The following is a 20,558-nucleotide window of genomic DNA, read 5'->3' on the forward strand; positions in this document are numbered from 1 at the left end:
ATTTGTTAGGACTTTTAATTTATTCAAATATTTATTGAATTAGTTTTTAGTTTTACGTTGACCTTTTGATTTAGATCCAACTCTTGACATAGCACATCTAAACCCGATGTAATCTGTTGCCATATTTTGAGGATAGTAACGTCTTTGTGCTGGGTCTAACCAATACTCTCTGTCTTTCCAAGATCCTCCTTTGTAAACTCTTACTTCATCGTTAATTAAAGAAGTACGTCTGTCTGATTTGTCATATTCTCTAATAAAGTTTCCTGAAGAATCTACTTCAATGTTGTGTTTAGGAGAGTTGTACATTTTTCTTGTAAACTCATCTGTTTCAGATTCTCCTTCTTCGTCATTAAAGTCTGTGTAGTAACGAGAAGATTGGATATCTCCATCTCTAAAGTTTCTGTTATCACTTCTGTCAAAGTTAGTACGTAAATAAGTTTCGTTTTCGTCAACTGGTTGAGTTGCTATTTCACCTGGAAGATCTCTAGCAATTACATCTCCGTTCGGAAGTGTATCAAAAACAATCTCATCTGTAGTTACAACTTTTACAGTACCTTCTTCAGTAATTACATTTTTAGTATAAACGTTACCTCTGTAGTAGTTAAAGTCATTAAACTCGTCATCAACAATAGGTCTGTAAACATCAGCAACCCATTCTGCAACGTTACCTGCCATATCATATAAACCGTAGTCGTTAGGATCATAAGATTTTACTTGAGCAGTAATATCTGCACCATCATCAGACCATCCAGCAATACCACCATAGTCACCTTTACCTTGTTTAAAGTTAGCTAATTGATCACCTCTAATCTTACGTTTTCCTGATCTTGTATATTGACCATCCCAAGGATATTTTTTACGACCTCTGTATACATTATAACTTCTTACTTCAGATAAGCCTAATGCTGCATATTCCCATTCAGCTTCAGTAGGAAGTCTGTATTTAGGAGAAATTAATCCTGTTTCTCTAGACGCATAAACATTAATTTCTTCTCCTGCTGCATTTGTTTGAGCTTTTAATTTTCCACCTCTTAAAACATCTTCGTTTCCTCCGTAAGTTTGAGTTGGACTGTTAATATATGTATCTGTGCTAAAGTTAGCGTCTGCAGTTGCTTCTAATTCGCTACCTTGTTTTAAGTATCCGTTTTGTTGAAGTTGTAATTCGTTAACACGGTCTGTTCTCCAGTTAGCAAATTCTACAGCTTGAATCCAGCTTACACCAACAACAGGATATTCTCCATAACCTGGGTGACGTAAGTAGTTTTCTGTCATAACCTCATTGTATCCTAAACGGTTTCTCCAAACTAATGTGTCTGGTAAAACACCGTTGTAAATTGCTCTAAAGTTATCTTCTTCTGGCGGATAAGTTCTTTTAATCCAATCTAAGTACTCTAAGTACATTTTGTTTGTAACCTCAGTTTCATCCATGTAGAAAGATTGAACGTGCTGCTGCGTTGGAGTATTGTTCCAGTCATGCATTACATCGTCTTGAACTCTACCCATTGTAAAAGTTCCACCTTCAATAAAAACTAATCCAGGAGCAGTTTCTTGTTCCTTAAATTTAGTATTGTACTGAAAACCACCATCTTTTGAGTTAATGTCCCATCCTGTAGCTCTTGAAGTATTTGAGCCACCACCAGATCTTTTACAACCTACCAAGGTTAATGATACTGCTAAAACTAGACATAACCTTGATAAAATTACTTTTTTCATATTCATGCGTTTAGAATAAAAATGTTTTTAAGAGGACGCAATATAAGAATTATACCCAACACTGCAAGAGATTTTAGCATTTTTGAATAAAAAAAATATTGCATTTCATCCTATTTATTTACTTTACAACGATGTTTTGTGTGTTTTTTATCGTTGTTTTCAGTCAGTATAACGTGTGTAAATCAATTTTATTATTGTAATTTTGAATCTGTTTTATGAAATTATTAAGATTTGAATAATATCATATAAAATTAGACGTTACTATTGCAATGAAAAAGATTTTATTTGTACTTGCTGTACTTTGTGTTTTTCCGCTTTTTTCTCAACAGAAAAATGTGAGTTTAAATTGGAATTCATATAAAACACTTAAAGCCGATGGTTTTTCGGTGGTAGTGCCTTCTTTTACGCCACAAGAACATTTTGATTTTGATATAGATAATGGTGTTATTTATTCAGAACAATGGAAGACTTCAATTCCTATTAATGAAAGTAGTGTTAGCTTAACTAATATTTCTTATCAACAAGTAGCTAGAGAGGATTTAAAAGGTTTAAAGTTATCTTCAATTCCTTCAACTTTACAATATTCTTTAAAAAATGCAAAAGGAAGAAAAGATAGTTATGCGGTTTTTAAACTGAAGCCATTTGTTAAAGAAGGAAATAGCATTAAAAGAGTAAAAGCTTTTACTATTAATTACACAAATAGTACTAATTCTTTTAGGGCTTCTAATGCTCAAGTGGTAACAAATTCAGTTTTAGCAAATGGAAGTTGGTATAGATTTGAAGTAGATAAATCTGGAGTTCATATTTTAAACAAGTCTTTTTTAAGTCAGTTAGGTATAAATGTCAATAATGTAGATCCAAGAAATATCAAAATTTTTGGCTATGGAGGAATGATGATGCCTTATAACAATATTGCTAACTTTCCTTTTGATCCAGTTGAAAATGCAATTAAGTTTGTGGGTGAAGAAGATGGTGTGTTTAACGATTCTGATTATATATTGTTTTATGCGCAAGGACCTTCGGCAGATGTAGACAATGTAAGTATCAACACAAATATTAATCCGTATTCAGATAAAACTATTTATTATGTCAATGTAAGTTCTGGTAACGGAAAACGAATTCAAAATTATAACCAACCAACAGGAAGTGTTAGTGCAACATTTAACACGTTTCATGATTATAAATTTCATGAAGTAGATGAAAGAAACCTTGTTTTTGTTGGAAGAAGGTGGTTTGGAGAAGAGTTTAATGTAGAAAATTCACAAAGTTTTAGTTTTGATTTTCCTAATCTAGTGCCTTCAGAGCCTGTTAGAGTTAAAGTGCATACAGCAGCTGCTGCTTCTAATAATACAACATTTGCAGTTACAGTTAATGGTAGTCAAGTAGGAACTATTACGCACTCAAGTTCAAACCCTGGAGATGGAGTTTATGCATCAGGAGGAAGCTTAAATCAAAATGTTACTGTAAGTTCAAGCACTGTAAATGTTGGATTAACTTATAACAATCAAGGTAATCCAAGTGCTAACGCATACCTTGATTATGTGTCTGTTGAAGCTGTTAGAGATTTGTCATTTTCTGGTAATCAGTTTAAGTTTTTTAACCGTTTAGCTTTTCAGGGTTCAGGTGTTGCTTCTTACAGTTTGTCAAATGCAAGTCAAGTACAAGAGATTTGGAATATTACAGACTTATACAACGTGTCTTCTATATCAAATGAAGGAAATGCAACCATTACTTTTAACACAAATTTGGGCTCGGAAAATAAATTTGTAGCAGTAACATCTCAAAACTACTATTCACCTATAGTACCTCAAAACACTTTTGTAGGTAATCAAAACCTTAAAGGAACTATTTTTTTAGATAACAACGGAAATTTTCAAGATATAGATTATTTAATGCTTACTACTGGTTCGCATTTAGGGCAAGCACAAAGATTGGCACAAATTAACAGAGATAAATACGGACTTAATGTAAAAGTAGTAACATTAGGATCTATTTACAATGAATTTGCAACTGGTAATCCAGATATAGTTGCTATTAGAAATTTTGTAAAATACGTTTACGATAATGCTAGCTCTCCAGAAAATAAAGTAAAGTATTTATGCCTTTTTGGAGATTCATCTTTTGATTACAAAGGAAGAATTTCATCAAATGCTTATAATTTTCCAACCTGGAATGCCTACAGTAGTTTTAACTTAACAAACTCGTTTATATCAGACGACTTTTATGGGTATTTAGATTTAGGTGAAGGAAACTTAGACGCTTACAATAGTGCTAATAAATTAGATGTTGCTGTTGGTCGTATTGTTGCAGACTCACCACAACTAGCTAAGGATATGGTAGATAAAGTAGCGATTTATTACTCAAAAGACGCTTTAGGAAGTTGGAGAAATAATTTTGTGGTAATATCTGATGATGTAGATGAAGCGTGGGAAGGAACGCTACAAGCAACGACAGATCAAATTGCAGATGAAGTAACAGCAAATAAGCCTTTTATAAATGTCACTAAAATACATTCAGATGCTTATCAACAAGTGGCTTCTGCTGGAGGAGATAGATATCCAGAAGTAAATGTAGCGATAGCAAATGCAATAGAAAAAGGAGCTTTAGTTGTAGATTATTTTGGACATGGAGGAGAAGATGGTTTAGCAAAAGAGCGTATCATGCAAAAACCAGACGTACAAGCATTAAATAACGAGTGTAAATTAAATCTGTTTATTACCGTAACTTGTGAATTTACAAGATTTGATAACCCTTTAAGGGAAACTGCAGGAGAATTAATTTATTGGAATAAAGATGCAGGAGCAATAGGTTTAATAACCACTACTAGACAAATATTTGTAACTGTAGGAAGAGATTTTAATGAAATATTAAAAGAATATTTATTTTCTTTTAGTGATCAAGATACTTATGACGATCATGAATATCCTAGTGCTGCAGAAGCTTTAAGATTAGCAAAAAATGATCCATCATTTACATCATCTCAAAAAAGTCTAGCGTTTTTTATCGGTGATCCTGCATTAAAGTTAGCATTTCCTCAGCCTAATATAAGACTAACAAAAATAAATGATGTTCCAGTAGGTCAAAACACAGATGTTCTACAAGCGTTAAGTTATGCTAAGCTTTCTGGAGAGGTAACAGATGTTAATGGAAATGTGTTAACAGACTACAATGGTACTTTAACAGCAACAATCTATGATAAAGAAATTGAAAGACAAACCTTAGCTAACGATAATACAACAAATAATAACGGGACTATTTATTTAGATTTTACAACTTTAGGAGCATTAGTGTTTAGAGGTCAAGCTTCTGTAACCAATGGGCAATTTGAGTTTGATTTTATCGTTCCCAAAGATATAGGTATACCTGTAGGGTATGGTAAAGTTAGTTTTTATGCTGTAAAAGAAGATTCTTTAGAAGACAAAACAGGCGCTAGTATAAATACAATACAAATTGGAGGTATAAATCCAGATGCAGAAGAAGATAATTTACCGCCAAGAATTCAGTTATATATGAATGATGAAACCTTTGTGTCAGGAGGAATAACTAATGAGTCTCCAATGATCTTAGCAAAATTAGAAGATGAAAACGGTATTAATACAGCAAGTGGTATCGGGCATGATATAGTAGCAATTTTAGATGGTGATGAGGTTAACCCATTTGTGTTAAATGATTACTACACTGCAGATGTAGACAATTATACTAAAGGATCATTAACTTATCCATTAAGAAATTTAGAGCCAGGCTTACACACCTTATCACTAAAGGCATGGGATGTATATAATAATTCATCAACTACTGAAATTCAATTTGTAGTTCACCAAGAAAATGAAAACCTATTGCTAACAAATGTATTAAATTACCCAAACCCTTTTGTTAATTATACCGAGTTTTGGTTTAGTCATAACAGTTCAGAAGTGTTAAATATTTCAGTTCAAATATTTACAATCTCAGGTAAGTTGGTTAGAACACTAAATGGAACAACTGGAGCAAATGGAGGTTCTTGTTGTGGTGGTTCTATTGCAGGAACATCAAGAGATATTATTTGGGACGGACGTGACGATTTTGGTCAAAAAATAGGAAAAGGAACTTATATTTATAAACTAAAAGTACACTCACCTTCAACAAATAAAACTACAGAGAAAATAGAGAAACTTGTAATACTATAATAATAAATTATATTTGCTAACAAATTAGATATATGAAAAATAAATTTTTAATGGTGCTAATCTTACTAGTGTCTTCTTTAGGGCTAGCACAAGACAATGTAGTAATAATTACACCTGATCAAGATACAAGAGTGATTACAACAGGAATCCCTTTTGCTTTAATAGCAACAGATGCCAGAGCTGCAGGATTAGGAGATATGGGTGTGGCTACATCACCAGACGCATATTCTCAATTTTGGAATGCATCAAAAAATGTGTTCTCAGAAAACCAATCCGGAGTTTCATTAAGTTATACACCTTATTTGAGTAAATTAGTTAATGATATTGGTTTAGCCTCTTTAACGTATTACAATAGATTTAATGAAAATAGTGCTTTTGGAGTAGGTTTTAGATACTTCTCTTTAGGTGAAATTGAATCTACAGATAACTCAGGAAATAGTACAGGAGTTATAAAACCAAATGAGTTTACCATTGATGCATCTTATTCTATTAGACTAAGTGATCAATTTGGAATGGGTGTTGGTTTACGTTATTTAAGATCAGATTTAAAAATTGATACAGGCAATAATGATAATACTGTGGCAAGCACATTTAGTGCCGATATAACAGGTTATTATCAAAGTGAAGAACAAGCCTACAGTGATTTCAATGGTCGTTGGCGTGGTGGGTTTGCTATCCAAAATATCGGTCCTAAATTTAAGTATGATGAAGCTGGAATAGAAAATTTTCAACCAACTAATTTAAGATTAGGAGGTGGTTTTGATTTTATTTTTGATGAGTATAACAAGTTAGGTGTTACAGCCGAGTTTACTAAACTTTTAGTTCCTACACCACCTGTAAGAGGTAGTAGGTTTGAATATACAGATGTTAATGATAACGGAGAATATGATGCTGGTACAGATGTAGTTATTGATGATAATCCTAATTATATTATAGATGGTCAAGATAACGATGTGCCATTTTTATCAGGGATTTTTCAATCTTTTGGTGATGCACCAGGAGGATTTAAAGAAGAGTTGCAAGAATTTACCTACGCTTTAGGAGCAGAATATGTCTATCAAGATGCATTCTCACTAAGAGCAGGATATTTTAATGAGCACGAAACTAAAGGTGCACGTAAGTTTTTTGCTTTAGGAGCAGGATTTAAATATAACGTGTTAAACTTAGATATGTCGTACTTATTTTCATCATCAAAAGTGCCAAGTCCTTTAGAAGGAACATTAAGGTTTTCTTTAACCTTTAATCTTGGAGCTGGAGAATACGATGAATATTAGAAAATATTAAAAAGACGTTAAAAAGAAACTATTGCGAAAGCAATAGTTTTTTGTCTGTAATTGTTTAGTATCTTTAGTAATATGAAAGAAGTGAAAATAGAAACAACTTTGCAGGTTTATGATCATTTAAATGATACACCCAAAGAAGTTCAAGATTTAATGGAACAAGCAATAAGTGCCAGAGAAAAAGCTTATGCACCATATTCTAAATTTAATGTAGGCGCTGCTTTGTTATTAGAAAACAAAGAAATAATAACAGGTAGCAATCAAGAAAACGCTTCTTATCCTTCTGGTTTGTGTGCAGAACGTACTGCAATTTATTTTGCTGGAGCCCAATACCCTGATCAAAAAATTATAAGAATGGCTATTTCAGCAGGCTCAAAAATTCATACAACTATAACACCAATTCCACCATGTGGTGCTTGTAGGCAAGCTATTTCAGAATATGAAAACAAACAAAATCATCCGATAGAAATTTATTTTATGGGAGAATCAGGAAAAGTAGTAAGATCTAAGTCATTAGCTAACCTTTTACCACTAGGTTTTGACAAAAGCGTGCTATAACGTTTTCGTTAATTTTTACTATTTTCAGTTTTTTCATTACTAACTAAAGTGTTACTTTTGTTAATCGGTAAAATTATAAACGTCACCAATGCAAAAAATAACTAAAGAAACGTATTTAAAATGGTATGAAGACATGCTGTTTTGGAGAAAATTTGAAGATAAACTAGCAGCAGTTTATATTCAACAAAAAGTTAGAGGATTTTTACATCTTTATAACGGTCAAGAAGCAGTATTAGCAGGCGCTTTGCATGCAATGGATTTAACCAAAGATAAAATGATTACTGCTTATCGTAATCACGTACAACCAATAGGAATGGGTGTAGACCCTAAAAGAGTAATGGCAGAGCTTTATGGTAAAGCAACTGGTACATCACAAGGTTTAGGAGGATCAATGCATATTTTCTCTAAAGAACATCGTTTTTATGGTGGTCATGGTATTGTTGGAGGACAAATACCTTTAGGAGCAGGTATTGCTTTTGGTGATAAGTATCACGGTAGTGATGCAGTAACAATTTGCTGTTTTGGTGATGGTGCTGCTCGTCAAGGATCGTTACATGAGTCATTTAACTTAGCGATGTTATGGAACTTACCAGTTGTATTTGTATGTGAAAACAATGGTTATGCAATGGGTACATCTGTAGAGCGTACTGCAAACCATACAGATATTTGGAAGCTAGGTTTAGGTTACGAAATGCCATGCGGACCAGTAGACGGAATGAACCCGATAAAAGTAGCAGAAGCTTTTGATGAAGCTATTCAACGTGCAAGAAAAGGTGGTGGGCCAACATTTTTAGAGGTTAAAACTTACCGATACAGAGGTCACTCTATGTCAGATGCACAACACTATCGTACAAAAGAAGAAGTAGAAGAATACAAAAAAATAGATCCGATTACGCAAGTAAAAGATATTATTTTAGAAGAAAAATATGCTACAGAAGAAGAAATTAAGCAAATTGACAAACGCGTTAAAAAATTAGTTTCAGAATGCGAGAAATTTGCAGAAGAGTCGCCATTCCCAGAAAAGAATGTAATGTACGATTCTGTTTACGAGCAAGAAGATTATCCATTTATACAACACAAATTATAAGCTATGGCAGAAGTAATAAACATGCCTCGTTTGAGTGACACCATGGAAGAAGGAACTGTCGCAACTTGGTTAAAAAAAGTAGGCGATAAAGTTGAAGAAGGTGATATTTTAGCAGAAATTGAAACCGATAAAGCAACAATGGAGTTTGAGTCTTTCCACGAAGGAACATTATTACACATTGGTGTTCAAGAAGGAGAAACGACTAAAGTAGACGAGCTTTTAGCAATCATAGGAGAAGAAGGAGAAGATATATCAGATTTGTTAGACGGAAAATCTTCAACTAAAGAAGAAGCACAGTCAGAAGAACAAACTGATGATAAAGAAGACACTTCAGAAGATGAAACTTCTAATAATGATTCAACTGAAAGTAGTTCAGAAGAATTACCAGAAGGGGTTACAGTTGTTACAATGCCTCGATTAAGTGATACAATGGAGGAAGGGACTGTAGCTACATGGCTTAAAAAAGTTGGTGATGCAGTTGAAGAAGGAGATATCTTAGCAGAAATTGAAACTGATAAAGCGACAATGGAGTTTGAATCATTTCAATCAGGGACATTATTACACATAGGTTTAGAAGAAGGACAATCTGCAAAAGTAGATGCTTTGTTAGCTATTTTAGGACCAGAAGGAACAGATGTTTCAGGTGTTGCTAAAAACTTTAAAGCAGGCGGAGATGCTTCGACTAAAAAGGACGAAGCTCCTAAAAAAGAGTCTAAACCAGAGCCTAAAAAAGAAACGCCAAAACAAGACACTAAAACAGAATCTAAACCTGTTGCTCAGCCAACTCAAACAGCTTCTGGCGGACGTATATTCGTATCTCCATTAGCTAAGAAAATGGCAGACGAAAAAGGAATTAACTTGTCTCAAGTTAAAGGTTCTGGAGAAAACGGACGTATTGTAAAGCGTGATATAGAAAACTTTACACCAGCTGCACAATCTGCTCAAGTAGGTAAGTTTGTTCCATCAGGTCAAGAAGATTTTGATGAAGTGCCAAACAGCCAAATGCGTAAAGCAATTGCTAAAAACTTGGCTAAATCTAAGTTTTCTGCGCCACATTATTACTTAAATGTAGAGTTTGATATGGACAATGCAATTGCTTTCCGTACACAATACAACTCTTTACCAGATACAAAAATTTCATTTAATGATATGGTTGTTAAAGCTTGTGCATTGGCATTAAAGCAACATCCACAAGTTAACTCGCAGTGGTTTGACGATAAGATGAAATTAAACAACCACGTACATATTGGTGTTGCAGTAGCTGTAGAAGATGGTTTATTAGTACCAGTTGTTAAGTTTGCTAACGAGCAATCATTACCACAAATTGGTGCAGCAGTAAAAGATTTTGCAGGTAGAGCAAGAAACAAAAAATTAGCTTTAGATGAAATGGAAGGAAGTACATTCACTATTTCTAACTTAGGTATGTTTGGAATAGAAAGTTTTACTTCTATTATTAATCAGCCTAACTCGGCAATTTTATCTGTTGGAGCAATCGTGCAAAAACCAGTTGTTAAAAATGGTCAAATTGTACCAGGTAACACGATGAAATTAACTTTAGCGTGTGATCACAGAACAGTTGATGGTGCTACAGGAGCACAATTCCTTCAAACATTAAAAGGATACATAGAAAATCCTGTAACAATGTTAGTATAAACGTTTCGCGAAAGCGGAAACTAAATAAAATAAAACCTGTTTCATCTTATTTGAAGCAGGTTTTTTAACTTTATAATCCAAATAAAATTAAGATGAAAAACATAATAATAACAGGAACAAGTCGCGGTATTGGTTTTGAATTAGTTCAAATCCTTGCCCAAAAAGGTTTTAATGTATTAGCGTTATCTAGAAATGAACAACCTGTTATTGATCTTAATTTGGAAAATGTCACTTCGTTTTCGTTTGATTTAAGTAATGAAGAAGATTATAATAAAGTTGAAGATTTTATAAAAGCTAATTGGCAACAAGTAGATGTACTGGTTAATAACGCTGGTGCTTTATTAAATAAACCGTTTGCAGAAACATCTATATCAGATTTTGAATACGTGTATAAAACCAACGTTTTTGGTGTAGCTGAAATGACAAGAGTCGTTATTCCTTTTATGACTAAAGAAAGTCATGTGGTCACAGTAAGTTCTATGGGTGGAGTACAAGGAAGTATGAAGTTTCCTGGTTTAGCTGCTTACAGTTCTAGTAAAGGAGCTGTTATTACTTTAACCGAATTGTTAGCTGAAGAGTATAAAGAAACAGGACCAAGTTTTAATGTCTTGGCTTTAGGAGCTGTACAAACCGAAATGTTAGAAGAAGCATTTCCTGGTTATATTGCACCAACAACTGCTAAAGAAATGGCAGAATATATAGCCGACTTTTCTTTAAATGGACAAAAATATTATAACGGAAAATTGTTGCAAGTGTCTAACTCGACACCTTAAAAAAATTAAGTACGCTCTAAAGCAGCGTAAGCATCTGCACTAGAAAAATTGTCCTTGTAAAAAATGTTGTATTGTAGTATTTCTACAATTTTCATTAGTTTTTCAAACTCTTTTTCCTTGTAAGCACCTTTTAAATTAGTGTGAATTTTAAAAAACATTTCTGTTTTTTTAGTCTCATTATTTACTCCGTAAAAGAATAGGATTTCGTTTTTTTTAGGCTTAAAAAACTTATAATCTTCAACGATGCTTCCTTTTATGTTTTTGTAAATTTTTAGGTAGACTTTATCAGAATTAATATCTTTATGTAAACCCAATTCTAGTGGTTTTAGTCTATATCTAGTAACGTTTAAAAATTGAGCAGTTTCAGATGTGTCTTGTGCTTTTACAACAGTAAATGTCATAAAAAGCAATAGAATGAGGGAGAATTTCATATTTGCTATTAATCAGTTAGAATGTTAGGGAAAACATTAATCTTCAACTAATTAAAATAAATTAATTCAAAGTTCAAAATAAAAGACTAATAAAAATCTAAAAAATTAACATATTATGGCATTAACACCTTCAAATCCATTTCCTTTAAATACAATTGCGCCAGAGTTTTCATTAGAAGATTCAGTTACTGGTAAAACCTTTAATTTACAGCAATTAAAAGGCGAAAAAGCAACAGTAATTATGTTTATTTGTAATCATTGTCCGTTTGTTATTCATGTAAATAGTAAGCTTGTTGAACTAGCTAATCAATATAAAAGTCAAGGTGTTTCATTTATTGCTATTAGTAGTAATGATGTAGAAAATTACCCGCAAGATGCTCCTGATAAAATGAAAGAAGTTGCTGCCGAAAATAAATATCCATTTCCTTATTTATACGATCCAACGCAAGATATAGCCAAAGCTTACGATGCAGCTTGTACACCAGATTTTTACGTATTTGATAAAGATTTAAAATCTACTTATCATGGACGTTTGGACGAAAGTAGACCTGGAAACGACAAACCTTTAACAGGCGAAGATTTAACAGCTGCCATCAACGCAACCTTAAATAATGAGGCACCAGTAGAAAATCAGTTGCCATCAATGGGTTGTAATATTAAGTGGAAATAAATAGTTAAAACGGCAATTAATATCTTTTAAAAATCATAATTTTGCGCTCAATTTAAAATCATTTTCTCTTAATATGAAACAAACAACTAACACCATTTTAATGATTCGTCCAGTAAATTTTAGGATGAATGAGCAAACAGCAGTAAATAACTATTTTCAAGAAGAAATAGATTTAAAAAATGCAGAGGTTAATGACAAAGCACAAGAAGAGTTTGATGCGTTTGTAGAAAAATTAAAAAATGTAGGTGTTAATGTAATTGTCGAAAATGATGATGTGGAATTAGATACACCAGATTCTATTTTTCCTAATAATTGGGTAAGTTTTCATCAAAACGGAGATGTTGCATTGTATCCAATGTTTGCTGAAAATAGAAGAAGAGAAAGAAGAGAAGAAGTTTTTTTACGTTTAGAAAGAGAAGGTTTTAAAATCAATAATTTTATTGATTATACTGAAGCTGAAGAAGAAGATATCTTTTTAGAAGGTACAGGAAGCTTGTTGTTAGACCGTGTAAACAGAAAAGCCTATTGTGCACTTTCTCCAAGAGCAGATGAAGATTTGTTTATAGAGTTCTGTGAAGATTTTGAATTTACACCAATAGTGTTTACTGCTAATCAAACCGTAGATGGTAAACGTTTACCAATATATCATACTAACGTAATGATGTGTATTGCAGAAACATTTGCCGTTATCTGTTTAGATACAATAGACGATAAAAAAGAGCGTAAAAATGTGGTTAAGCATCTAGAAGCAGACGGAAAGCAAATCATAAAAATTACCGAAGCTCAAATGCATGAATTTGCAGGAAATATGTTGCAAGTTAGAGGTAATAATGATAAGTTATATCTAGTAATGAGTCAATCTGCACATGACAGTTTAACGCCAGAACAAATTAAAAAGATTGAAGCACATTGCCCAATCCTATCAAGTAGTTTAGAGACTATAGAGACTTGTGGTGGCGGAAGCGCGAGGTGTATGATGGCTGAGGTATTTCTACCGAAGGTGTAGTTCATGTCTCACCAGGATCTTCAACTTTGTTTTTAGGTAATTCTACATAAAATGTGCTTCCCACATTAACCGTACTTTCTACCCAAATAGATCCTTTGTTTAATTCGACTAACTCTTTACAAATCGTTAGTCCTAAACCTGTTCCTTTTTCTTTATTAGTACCACGTGTAGTAAAGGTGTTGTTGCCAAATATTTTATTAATATCTTCTTTTTTAATACCAACACCGGTATCTGCAACGCTTATAATAGCTTTTCCGTTGCTAATTTGATTAGAAATAGAAATGCTATCACCTCTATTACAAAACTTTACAGCATTTGCTAAAAGGTTTTGTATTACAATTTCCACCATGCTTCTGTCGGCATAAATAAAATCTCTAAGCGTATTATCTATTAGTTGAATGTCTTTAGCCTCAAGCTTTCTTTCAATAAGTTTTACTTTATCTGCAAATACATCTTGAATGTCAAATAAGCTTGGTTTTGGCTCTAAAGATTGCATTTGAGATTTTGACCAGTTTAGTAAGTTGAATAATAATAGTGAAGCATTATTAGCATTTTCACTCAATTCTGGTAATAAACTATGAAACTCGTCTTGACTTAATTGTCCATCTTTCAGTAAATCTATAAACCCTTTTGTTGAAGTTAAAGAGTCTTTTAAATCGTGAGAAACGATAGAGAATAGCTTGTCTTTAACTTTATTAATGTTTTCTAAGTGTTTACTTTGCTCTAAAATAGCTTCATTTTGAAGTTCTATCTTTTTGTTTTTTGCTTCAAGTTCTCTTGTGTACTTTAGTTTGTTGTTACGTTTCATTAAAAACAAAACAAAAAAGGTAAGTACAACAGCAAATGCAGCTAGTAAAGCATAAAAGATAAGTTTGAACTTGTCAAACTTATCTTTGCTTACAGAATTAATACTGTTTGTAGTATCAGGGATTAATGTAGTATCTTGGTTTGCTTCTTGGTCAACTTCTTCTGTAATTAGAGGAGTGACTTTAGTTTGTTGACTATCTAATTTTTCTTTTAGTTTATGGTATTCGCTTTGCCAAACAAATGCACTTTCAAAATTTCCTTTAATAGAATCTAAGGTTTTCATTAACCTATAATTTTCCATTAATGCAACATCATCATTAGCAATTTTACCAATGTTAGCAGCTTCAAGTAACTGTTCTTCTGCGGTTTGTAGTCTGTTTTGAACAAGGTTTAATTCGCCTAAAGCATTTAAAGCAATAGCCATTTCCTTCTTGTTATCTACTTCTCTATTTAACTTAATAGCTTCGACTAAATATCTAGCAGACGTTTTGTAGTCGTCTTTTTTTAAGTAGGCATCACCTAAATATGGTAAAATACTTGCTCTTAATTTAGTGTCGGTTGAATTTGCGTAACCCAAAGCACTTTCGTAATAGCTTATGGCTTGTGTGTAGTTCTTTTTAGTTGAATAAATATCGCCTAAATCTTTATTGGTTTCAACTAATCTTTTGGTATTGTTGCTTTGGTTGTCTGCATTAAGACGCTTTAGATTGTAAGTTATGGCTTTGTCTAAATTACCCGAAGTTTTGTAGGCGTTAGCTAAGCTTTTGTAAATAGAAGATAAGTCGTCAAAACGGTTCCTTTTTTCAAGTTCATTGATAGAAGAAAGAGCATAAGATAAACCTTCTTTGTAGTTGCCGTTTTCAATTTCTAAAACGCCTAAACTGCTGTTTACTTTTGCAACAGATAATGTGTCTTTAACTTCAGAAAATAATAAACGGGCATTTTTAAGAGTGCTAATCGCTTTACTTGTTCTGCCTTCTTCTTGGTAAATTTTAGCTTTGTAATAAACAATTTTAGCCAAACCTTCTTTGTAATTAAGGTCGTTAGCTAGTTTTTCACTTTGTTGTATAAATTTATTGGCTTTACTAAAATCCCTATTTTGAAACAAAAGTTTAATAATACTAATAGACGTATTAACCTTTGATGTATCAGGGTTTTGGTAAGCTAATTGAATAGTCAAGCTATCTAGTTCTTCATTTTGAGAAAAACCAACAGACCCAACAAAAAGCATAAAAAATAAGACAAATAGTCCCTTCATTTCATTTACACAGTGATATTAAAATAACGGAAGCGATAAACCATTATTTTAAACCTTACACTTAACTTGGTTTAATTAAAATGAAGAAAAGTAGAGGGATTTTTTCCTTCATGGCTATAAAAATCAATAATTATAGTCGTTATACATAATTTTTAAGAGGTAATACCAAAAAATTAGACCAACGGTTAACTTCGTTTTTTTGACCTAAAAAAATAGTCTTTTGTGGATAGGTTTGAGTAAAATTAAATTTTGTTAAATTCAATTAAAACCTTAAAAATACTATCTTTGCGCTTTAATTTTTTTCAGTATATATGAATCTTCAAGACATTTTAACAACGCAAATAAAAAGTGCAGTAAAAAGTAATTTTAATGCCGATTTAGAAACTGTAGAATTTCAAGCAACACGTAAAGAATTTCCTGGAGATATTACTGTTGTTGTATTCTCTATGTTGCGCGTAGTTAAAGGTAATCCAGTGCAAATTGGAGAAACTATAGGTAACTATTTAGTTGAAAATGTAAATGAAGTTGAAGGCTTTAACGTTGTAAAAGGCTTTTTAAATTTAGAGATTAGTGCATCTTATTTTGTAGACTTTTTTAATGTTATAAAGGATGAAACTAATTATGGTTTTAATAATGCTTTCGCGGAAAACGATGCCGTAATGGTAGAGTATTCTTCGCCTAACACCAATAAACCGTTGCATTTAGGTCATATACGTAACAATCTGTTAGGGTATAGTGTGGCTGAAATTTTAAAAGCTTCTGGTAAAAAAGTATACAAAACCCAAATTATTAATGATAGAGGAATACATATTTGTAAAAGTATGTTAGCTTGGCAAAAGTTTGGAAACAATGAAACACCAGAAACTACAGGCTTAAAAGGAGATAAGTTAGTCGGGAATTATTACGTCAAGTTTGATCAAGAGTATAAAAAAGAAATTGAAACTTTAAAAGCAGCAGGTAAAACTGAAGACGAAGCAAAAAAAGAAGCGCCAATTTTAGTTGAAGCTCAAGAAATGCTAAAAAAATGGGAAGCAGGAGATGCAGATGTTGTAGCACTTTGGAGTAAAATGAATGGTTGGGTTTACGAAGGTTTTGATGTAACCTACAAAAATCTTGGTGTAGACTTTGATAAATTATATTATGAAAGTCAGACCTATCTTTTAGGAAAAGAATTTGTTAGCGAAGGACTAAAATCTGGTGTGTTTTATAAAAGAGAAGATGGCTCTGTTTGGTGCGATTTAACTGAAGATGGTTTAGACGAAAAAATCGTACTTCGTGCAGATGGTACAGCAGTTTATATGACTCAAGATATTGGTACAGCTATACAGCGTATAAAAGATTTTCCTGATGTTGGTGGTATGGTTTATACCGTTGGTAATGAACAGGATTATCATTTTCAGGTTCTGTTTTTAATTCTTAAAAAATTAGGATTTGATTGGGCTAAAAACCTATATCACTTAAGTTACGGAATGGTAGATTTGCCATCTGGAAAAATGAAAAGTCGTGAAGGTACTGTTGTAGATGCAGACGATTTAATTGCAGATATGGCAACAACTGCTCAGTCTATTTCGGAAGAATTAGGGAAGTTAGACGGTTATACCGAAGAAGAAAAGCAAGAACTTTATAAGACCATTGGACTTGGCGCATTAAAGTATTACATATTAAAAGTAGATCCTAAAAAACGAATTCTTTTTGATCCTAAAGAATCTATAGATTTCCAAGGAAATACAGGTCCGTTTATTCAATATACTTACGCAAGAATTCAGTCTATACTTCGTAAATCTGATGTAGATACTTCAGTGAAATTAGATACTAATGAAGTGTCTTTACATGAAAAAGAACGCGAATTAATAAAGCAATTACAATTGTTTCCAGAAATAATTCAACAAGCTGCTGCACAACACAGTCCAGCTTTAATTGCAAACTATACCTACGATTTAGTAAAAGCCTTTAATAGCTTTTATCAAAACGTTTCTATTTTAGGAGCAGATACAAAACAAGAAATTGTATTTAGAGTTCAATTATCAAATTTAGTAGCAAAAACTATCAAAAATGCATTTAGCTTATTAGGTATAAATGTACCTGAAAGAATGTAAAAATATTTCATTTTAAATAAAAAACGCTTTCAATTATTGAAAGCGTTTTTAGTTTATACTGTTTCTATTATTTTTTCAATAGATATTCTTGATTTGGGTTTTTTACTTGGTTGGTTAAAGTCATCTTCATCTCTGTAACCAATTGCTACAGCAACTAATGTTGCATATTCATCTAAACCTAAAATTTTATCATACTCTTCTGGAATAATACCTTCCATTGGTGTAGAGTCTATACCCATTTCGGCGCAAGCGCTTAGTAAGACACCTAAAGCTAAATATACTTGTCTGTCAAACCAACCTTTTACTGCGTGTTCTGGCTTTGTTTTTATAAATTGATTAAAATAAGTAACAGCACCTTCTGGTAATTCTTCTTTAATTCTATTTTCAAAAGCATCAATATTATCAACTCTACTCAAAACAATTAAAGTATCACAATTGATAACTTTTTCATTGTTTACCCAAGATACTTCAGATAATTTTTCTTTTGTTTTTTGATCAGAAACAAAAGTGAACTTCCATGGTTGGCTATTAATAGAAGAAGGGCTTAGTTGTAAAATTTGCTTAAGTTCTTCAATTTTTTGACTATCAATTTTTTTAGTTGGGTCATACTTTTTAGTTGTATAACGTTGTTGCATTGAGGTAATAAAACTCATTTTCAATATTTTAATTTTATACTATAATTTTTATAGTAGCAAAAATAAGTATAGTTTTTTATCTTTGCAATAACGGTCAAAATAGATAGTAGTATTTTAATACAATGTATACAAAAGGAAAACATATATTTAATGGTAAAGAATACCCTTGTTGCGCTAGTCTAACAATGGGTGTAATTGGTGGTAAATGGAAAACAGTAATAATTTATCATTTAAAAGACAAGCCTAAGCGATATAGTGAAATACGAAAAGAAATGCCTGCTGTTACAGAAAGAACTTTGAGTTTACAATTAAAAACTTTGGAGGATGACGGTATAGTAAAACGAAAGGTTTACACGACCAAACCACCTTTAAAAGTAGAATACTCTTTAACAGAACTAGGTGAAACTTTAATTCCTTTAATTATTTCTATTGCAGAATGGGGCGAAACTGCACAACAGTCTAAGCTTTAATCAATGTGAACTTCACATTTTCTTAATTGAAATTGTCTTTTAGTAGGCACAATACCTGCTTCAATTTTTGCAGCAGAATAATATACCCAAGCTTTATTGTTTCCAATATAAGGTTCAGGTTCAGAAACATTTAAAGTATTATCAAAATCACTTAATAACCACATTTTATTTTGAGCTGCGTCTATAGTGGTTAACCAAATTTCACCAGGTTGATTAAAAGCTGTTTCCATAAAACTACCACCATCATCGTTTAATTGAAAAGTAGAAAATAGTTGATTATTGAACAAAAATGGTTCGTGAGATTGATTAAATGCTGGATTTGATAAATTTTCAGATTGCGGAGTGATTATTTCATGTTGTGTAAATGTTTCATTAAACTCATTTCGTTTGTATACATATGCTGTGTTTGAAGCATCTATTCCGCTTAAAAAATATTGGAATTCATTATTTGGGTTAATCGTTGTATTACCATCAATTTTATTAAAGCTATCATTTGTCACAGGAACTGGTGATACATTAAGTGTAAATGCATTAAATTGTTTGGCTTGCGCTTTATTGTTTTGGTCTTTGTAACCATAGGTAAAATAAGAGCTTCCTTTTAACCATCTCGGAACAATAATATCCATTGGAGCTGTTAGTGGATAATTAGCTGGCTGTTCTTCAATTAAATAATCATTTGAAGGGTTATTTAAATCTAAAAGTCTTAATTGAAAGTTGTTATTACCTGGCGTTGACGATGAAAAGCCATTAACCACATCGTTTTCTATATATAAAACAAAAGATTGGTTGCTATTAGGTAATTGCGAAGGATAAAACACTCGTCTTCTGTTATTAATCGGTACATTAACATTCGTAACAACTCCTGAAGTTGGAGAAGTAGGTCTAACCATTTTTAATTGTCCTTGATGTGTTGCTCCTACATAAAATAGACCTTGGTTATCAATTCCCCAATCTGCAGGTCGTGCATAAATATTAGAGTCAAAAGGACTAAAACCTTTACCGTTTTCAGGGATTAATTCTCCTGTATCAGGATCTATTCCACAGTGCCAAACTTTGCAGGTTACGCCATTAGTAGTGTCTATTTCTATCCATAGCATAAAGTTTCCGCTAGGAGAAATTTCAGGATTTACATAATTAACAGAGATATCTCCAACTCTAACATCTTTTTCTTCGGTTGGAGTTGATGCAGGTTGAAAATTTTCATCTTTAGAACAAGACAAGCAAACTAAAACTATAAATAAATATAAATTCCTCATAAGTTTTTTTACTAGGACTTATAATTGATAAAAAGGTTTAAAATTTAATCGTTGGTTTTCTGTTTAAATTATTAAAACTTTCTCTTATTTTTGCCTTGATGCAACATACCATTTCTCATTATATTCCAGAAGCTTCAGTAGCAAAAGTATTACAGCTTTTAGATCAGGATAATCTAACAGTTTTAGTAAAAAAAGAACGTAAAACACGTCATGGTGATTATCGTAAATTGCCAAATGGTAAACATCAAATTACAGTAAATGGAAGTTTAAATAAGTATCGGTTTTTGATTACTTTAATTCACGAAATCGCCCATCTTGAAGCCTATAAAAACTTCGGAAAGTTTATAAAACCACATGGAGTAGAGTGGAAGCGTACTTTTCAATATTTAATGTTACCATTTTTAAATCCAGATGTGTTTCCTTCTGAAATATTACCGATTTTAGCTAAACATTTTAAAAACCCGAAAGCGTCTAGCGATACAGATGTGCAATTAGCCTATGCATTAAAGCAATTTGACGCTAATACCGATAAAACCTTTATATTTGAAATACCTTTACAAAGCACTTTTAAAATTTACAACGGTAGAATTTTTAAAAAGCTAAAGAAACGCCGTACACGTTATGAGTGTGTGGAAGTTTTAACAGGTAAAATTTACTTGTTTAATGCAAATGCAGAGGTAACAACTATAGAAAATTAAC

General features: G+C 32.2%; 16 protein-coding genes. 11 read left to right on the forward strand and 5 right to left on the reverse strand.

The genetic code is table 11. The features are described 5' to 3' along the window. Window positions 1-39: 39 nt before the first annotated feature. Window positions 40-1,719 carry a gliding motility lipoprotein GldJ gene (gldJ, locus tag WA327_RS13705; protein ID WP_336070645.1) on the reverse strand — a complete coding sequence of 560 codons (1,680 nt, stop codon included), beginning with the start codon at window positions 1,717-1,719 and terminating at the stop codon, window positions 40-42. A gap of 263 nt (window positions 1,720-1,982) precedes the next feature. On the opposite strand from gldJ, the gene porU reads away from it, so the two are divergent. The 6 genes from porU (at window position 1,983) to WA327_RS13735 (ending at window position 11,230) form a co-directional block, all read left to right on the forward strand. Further along, window positions 1,983-5,879, forward strand: coding sequence for a type IX secretion system sortase PorU (porU, locus tag WA327_RS13710; protein WP_336070647.1), 3,897 nt, complete (start codon window positions 1,983-1,985; stop codon window positions 5,877-5,879). 32 nt (window positions 5,880-5,911) lie between these two features. Then, window positions 5,912-7,153 carry a type IX secretion system outer membrane channel protein PorV gene (porV, locus tag WA327_RS13715; protein ID WP_336070649.1) on the forward strand — a complete coding sequence of 414 codons (1,242 nt, stop codon included), beginning with the start codon at window positions 5,912-5,914 and terminating at the stop codon, window positions 7,151-7,153. A gap of 81 nt (window positions 7,154-7,234) precedes the next feature. Beyond that, window positions 7,235-7,717 (forward strand): cytidine deaminase, encoded by a 483-nt coding sequence (gene cdd / locus WA327_RS13720; protein WP_336070651.1) that lies wholly within the window; start codon window positions 7,235-7,237, stop codon window positions 7,715-7,717. Window positions 7,718-7,805: 88 nt separating this feature from the next. After that, window positions 7,806-8,804, forward strand: coding sequence for a pyruvate dehydrogenase (acetyl-transferring) E1 component subunit alpha (gene pdhA / locus WA327_RS13725; protein ID WP_336070653.1), 999 nt, complete (start codon window positions 7,806-7,808; stop codon window positions 8,802-8,804). Between the two features lie 3 nt (window positions 8,805-8,807). Continuing rightward, window positions 8,808-10,457, forward strand: coding sequence for a pyruvate dehydrogenase complex dihydrolipoamide acetyltransferase (locus tag WA327_RS13730; RefSeq protein WP_336070655.1), 1,650 nt, complete (start codon window positions 8,808-8,810; stop codon window positions 10,455-10,457). 92 nt (window positions 10,458-10,549) lie between these two features. Further along, window positions 10,550-11,230, forward strand: a complete 681-nt coding sequence (locus tag WA327_RS13735) for an SDR family oxidoreductase (protein WP_336070658.1) — start codon at window positions 10,550-10,552, stop codon at window positions 11,228-11,230. 5 nt (window positions 11,231-11,235) lie between these two features. On the opposite strand, the gene WA327_RS13740 is transcribed toward WA327_RS13735, so the two are convergent. Further along, entirely contained in the window at window positions 11,236-11,661 is a 426-nt protein-coding gene (locus WA327_RS13740; protein WP_336070660.1) for a hypothetical protein, read from the reverse strand. 115 nt (window positions 11,662-11,776) lie between these two features. On the opposite strand from WA327_RS13740, the gene WA327_RS13745 reads away from it, so the two are divergent. Together WA327_RS13745 and ctlX are read left to right on the forward strand one after the other, a co-directional pair. Beyond that, the gene (locus WA327_RS13745; RefSeq protein WP_336070662.1) at window positions 11,777-12,331 is read left to right on the forward strand and encodes a thioredoxin family protein; all 555 of its coding nucleotides are present in this window, start codon (window positions 11,777-11,779) and stop codon (window positions 12,329-12,331) included. A 73-nt stretch (window positions 12,332-12,404) separates the two neighbouring features. Continuing rightward, window positions 12,405-13,337: a citrulline utilization hydrolase CtlX gene (gene ctlX / locus WA327_RS13750; protein WP_336070664.1), complete on the forward strand. Its 933-nt coding sequence runs from the start codon at window positions 12,405-12,407 to the stop codon at window positions 13,335-13,337. Window position 13,338: 1 nt separating this feature from the next. Here the strand turns inward: ctlX and WA327_RS13755 are convergent, their stop codons facing one another. After that, on the reverse strand, window positions 13,339-15,402 hold the full coding sequence (locus WA327_RS13755; protein WP_336070665.1) for an ATP-binding protein: 2,064 nt from the start codon (window positions 15,400-15,402) through the stop codon (window positions 13,339-13,341). Window positions 15,403-15,713: 311 nt separating this feature from the next. Between WA327_RS13755 and argS the strand changes: the two genes are divergently transcribed. Further along, entirely contained in the window at window positions 15,714-17,498 is a 1,785-nt protein-coding gene (argS, locus tag WA327_RS13760) for an arginine--tRNA ligase (protein WP_336070668.1), read from the forward strand. A 53-nt stretch (window positions 17,499-17,551) separates the two neighbouring features. Here argS and WA327_RS13765 read toward each other — a convergent pair whose 3' ends face one another. Continuing rightward, window positions 17,552-18,151 (reverse strand): nitroreductase family protein, encoded by a 600-nt coding sequence (locus WA327_RS13765; RefSeq protein WP_336070670.1) that lies wholly within the window; start codon window positions 18,149-18,151, stop codon window positions 17,552-17,554. A gap of 104 nt (window positions 18,152-18,255) precedes the next feature. Here WA327_RS13765 and WA327_RS13770 point away from each other — a divergent pair, with 104 nt between their 5' ends. Continuing rightward, window positions 18,256-18,603 (forward strand): helix-turn-helix domain-containing protein, encoded by a 348-nt coding sequence (locus tag WA327_RS13770; protein WP_336070672.1) that lies wholly within the window; start codon window positions 18,256-18,258, stop codon window positions 18,601-18,603. Here WA327_RS13770 and WA327_RS13775 read toward each other — a convergent pair. Beyond that, the gene (locus tag WA327_RS13775; protein ID WP_336070673.1) at window positions 18,600-19,859 is read right to left on the reverse strand and encodes a hypothetical protein; all 1,260 of its coding nucleotides are present in this window, start codon (window positions 19,857-19,859) and stop codon (window positions 18,600-18,602) included. The genes WA327_RS13770 and WA327_RS13775 overlap by 4 nt on opposite strands. 98 nt (window positions 19,860-19,957) lie before the next feature. On the opposite strand from WA327_RS13775, the gene WA327_RS13780 reads away from it, so the two are divergent. Next, complete coding sequence (locus tag WA327_RS13780) at window positions 19,958-20,557, forward strand: SprT-like domain-containing protein (RefSeq protein WP_336070675.1); 600 nt, start codon at window positions 19,958-19,960, stop codon at window positions 20,555-20,557. Window position 20,558: the final 1 nt, after the last annotated feature.

The sequence above is a fragment of the Mesoflavibacter sp. CH_XMU1404-2 genome, assembly GCF_037029465.1.
In the GTDB taxonomy this organism is placed as follows: Bacteria; Bacteroidota; Bacteroidia; order Flavobacteriales; family Flavobacteriaceae; genus Mesoflavibacter.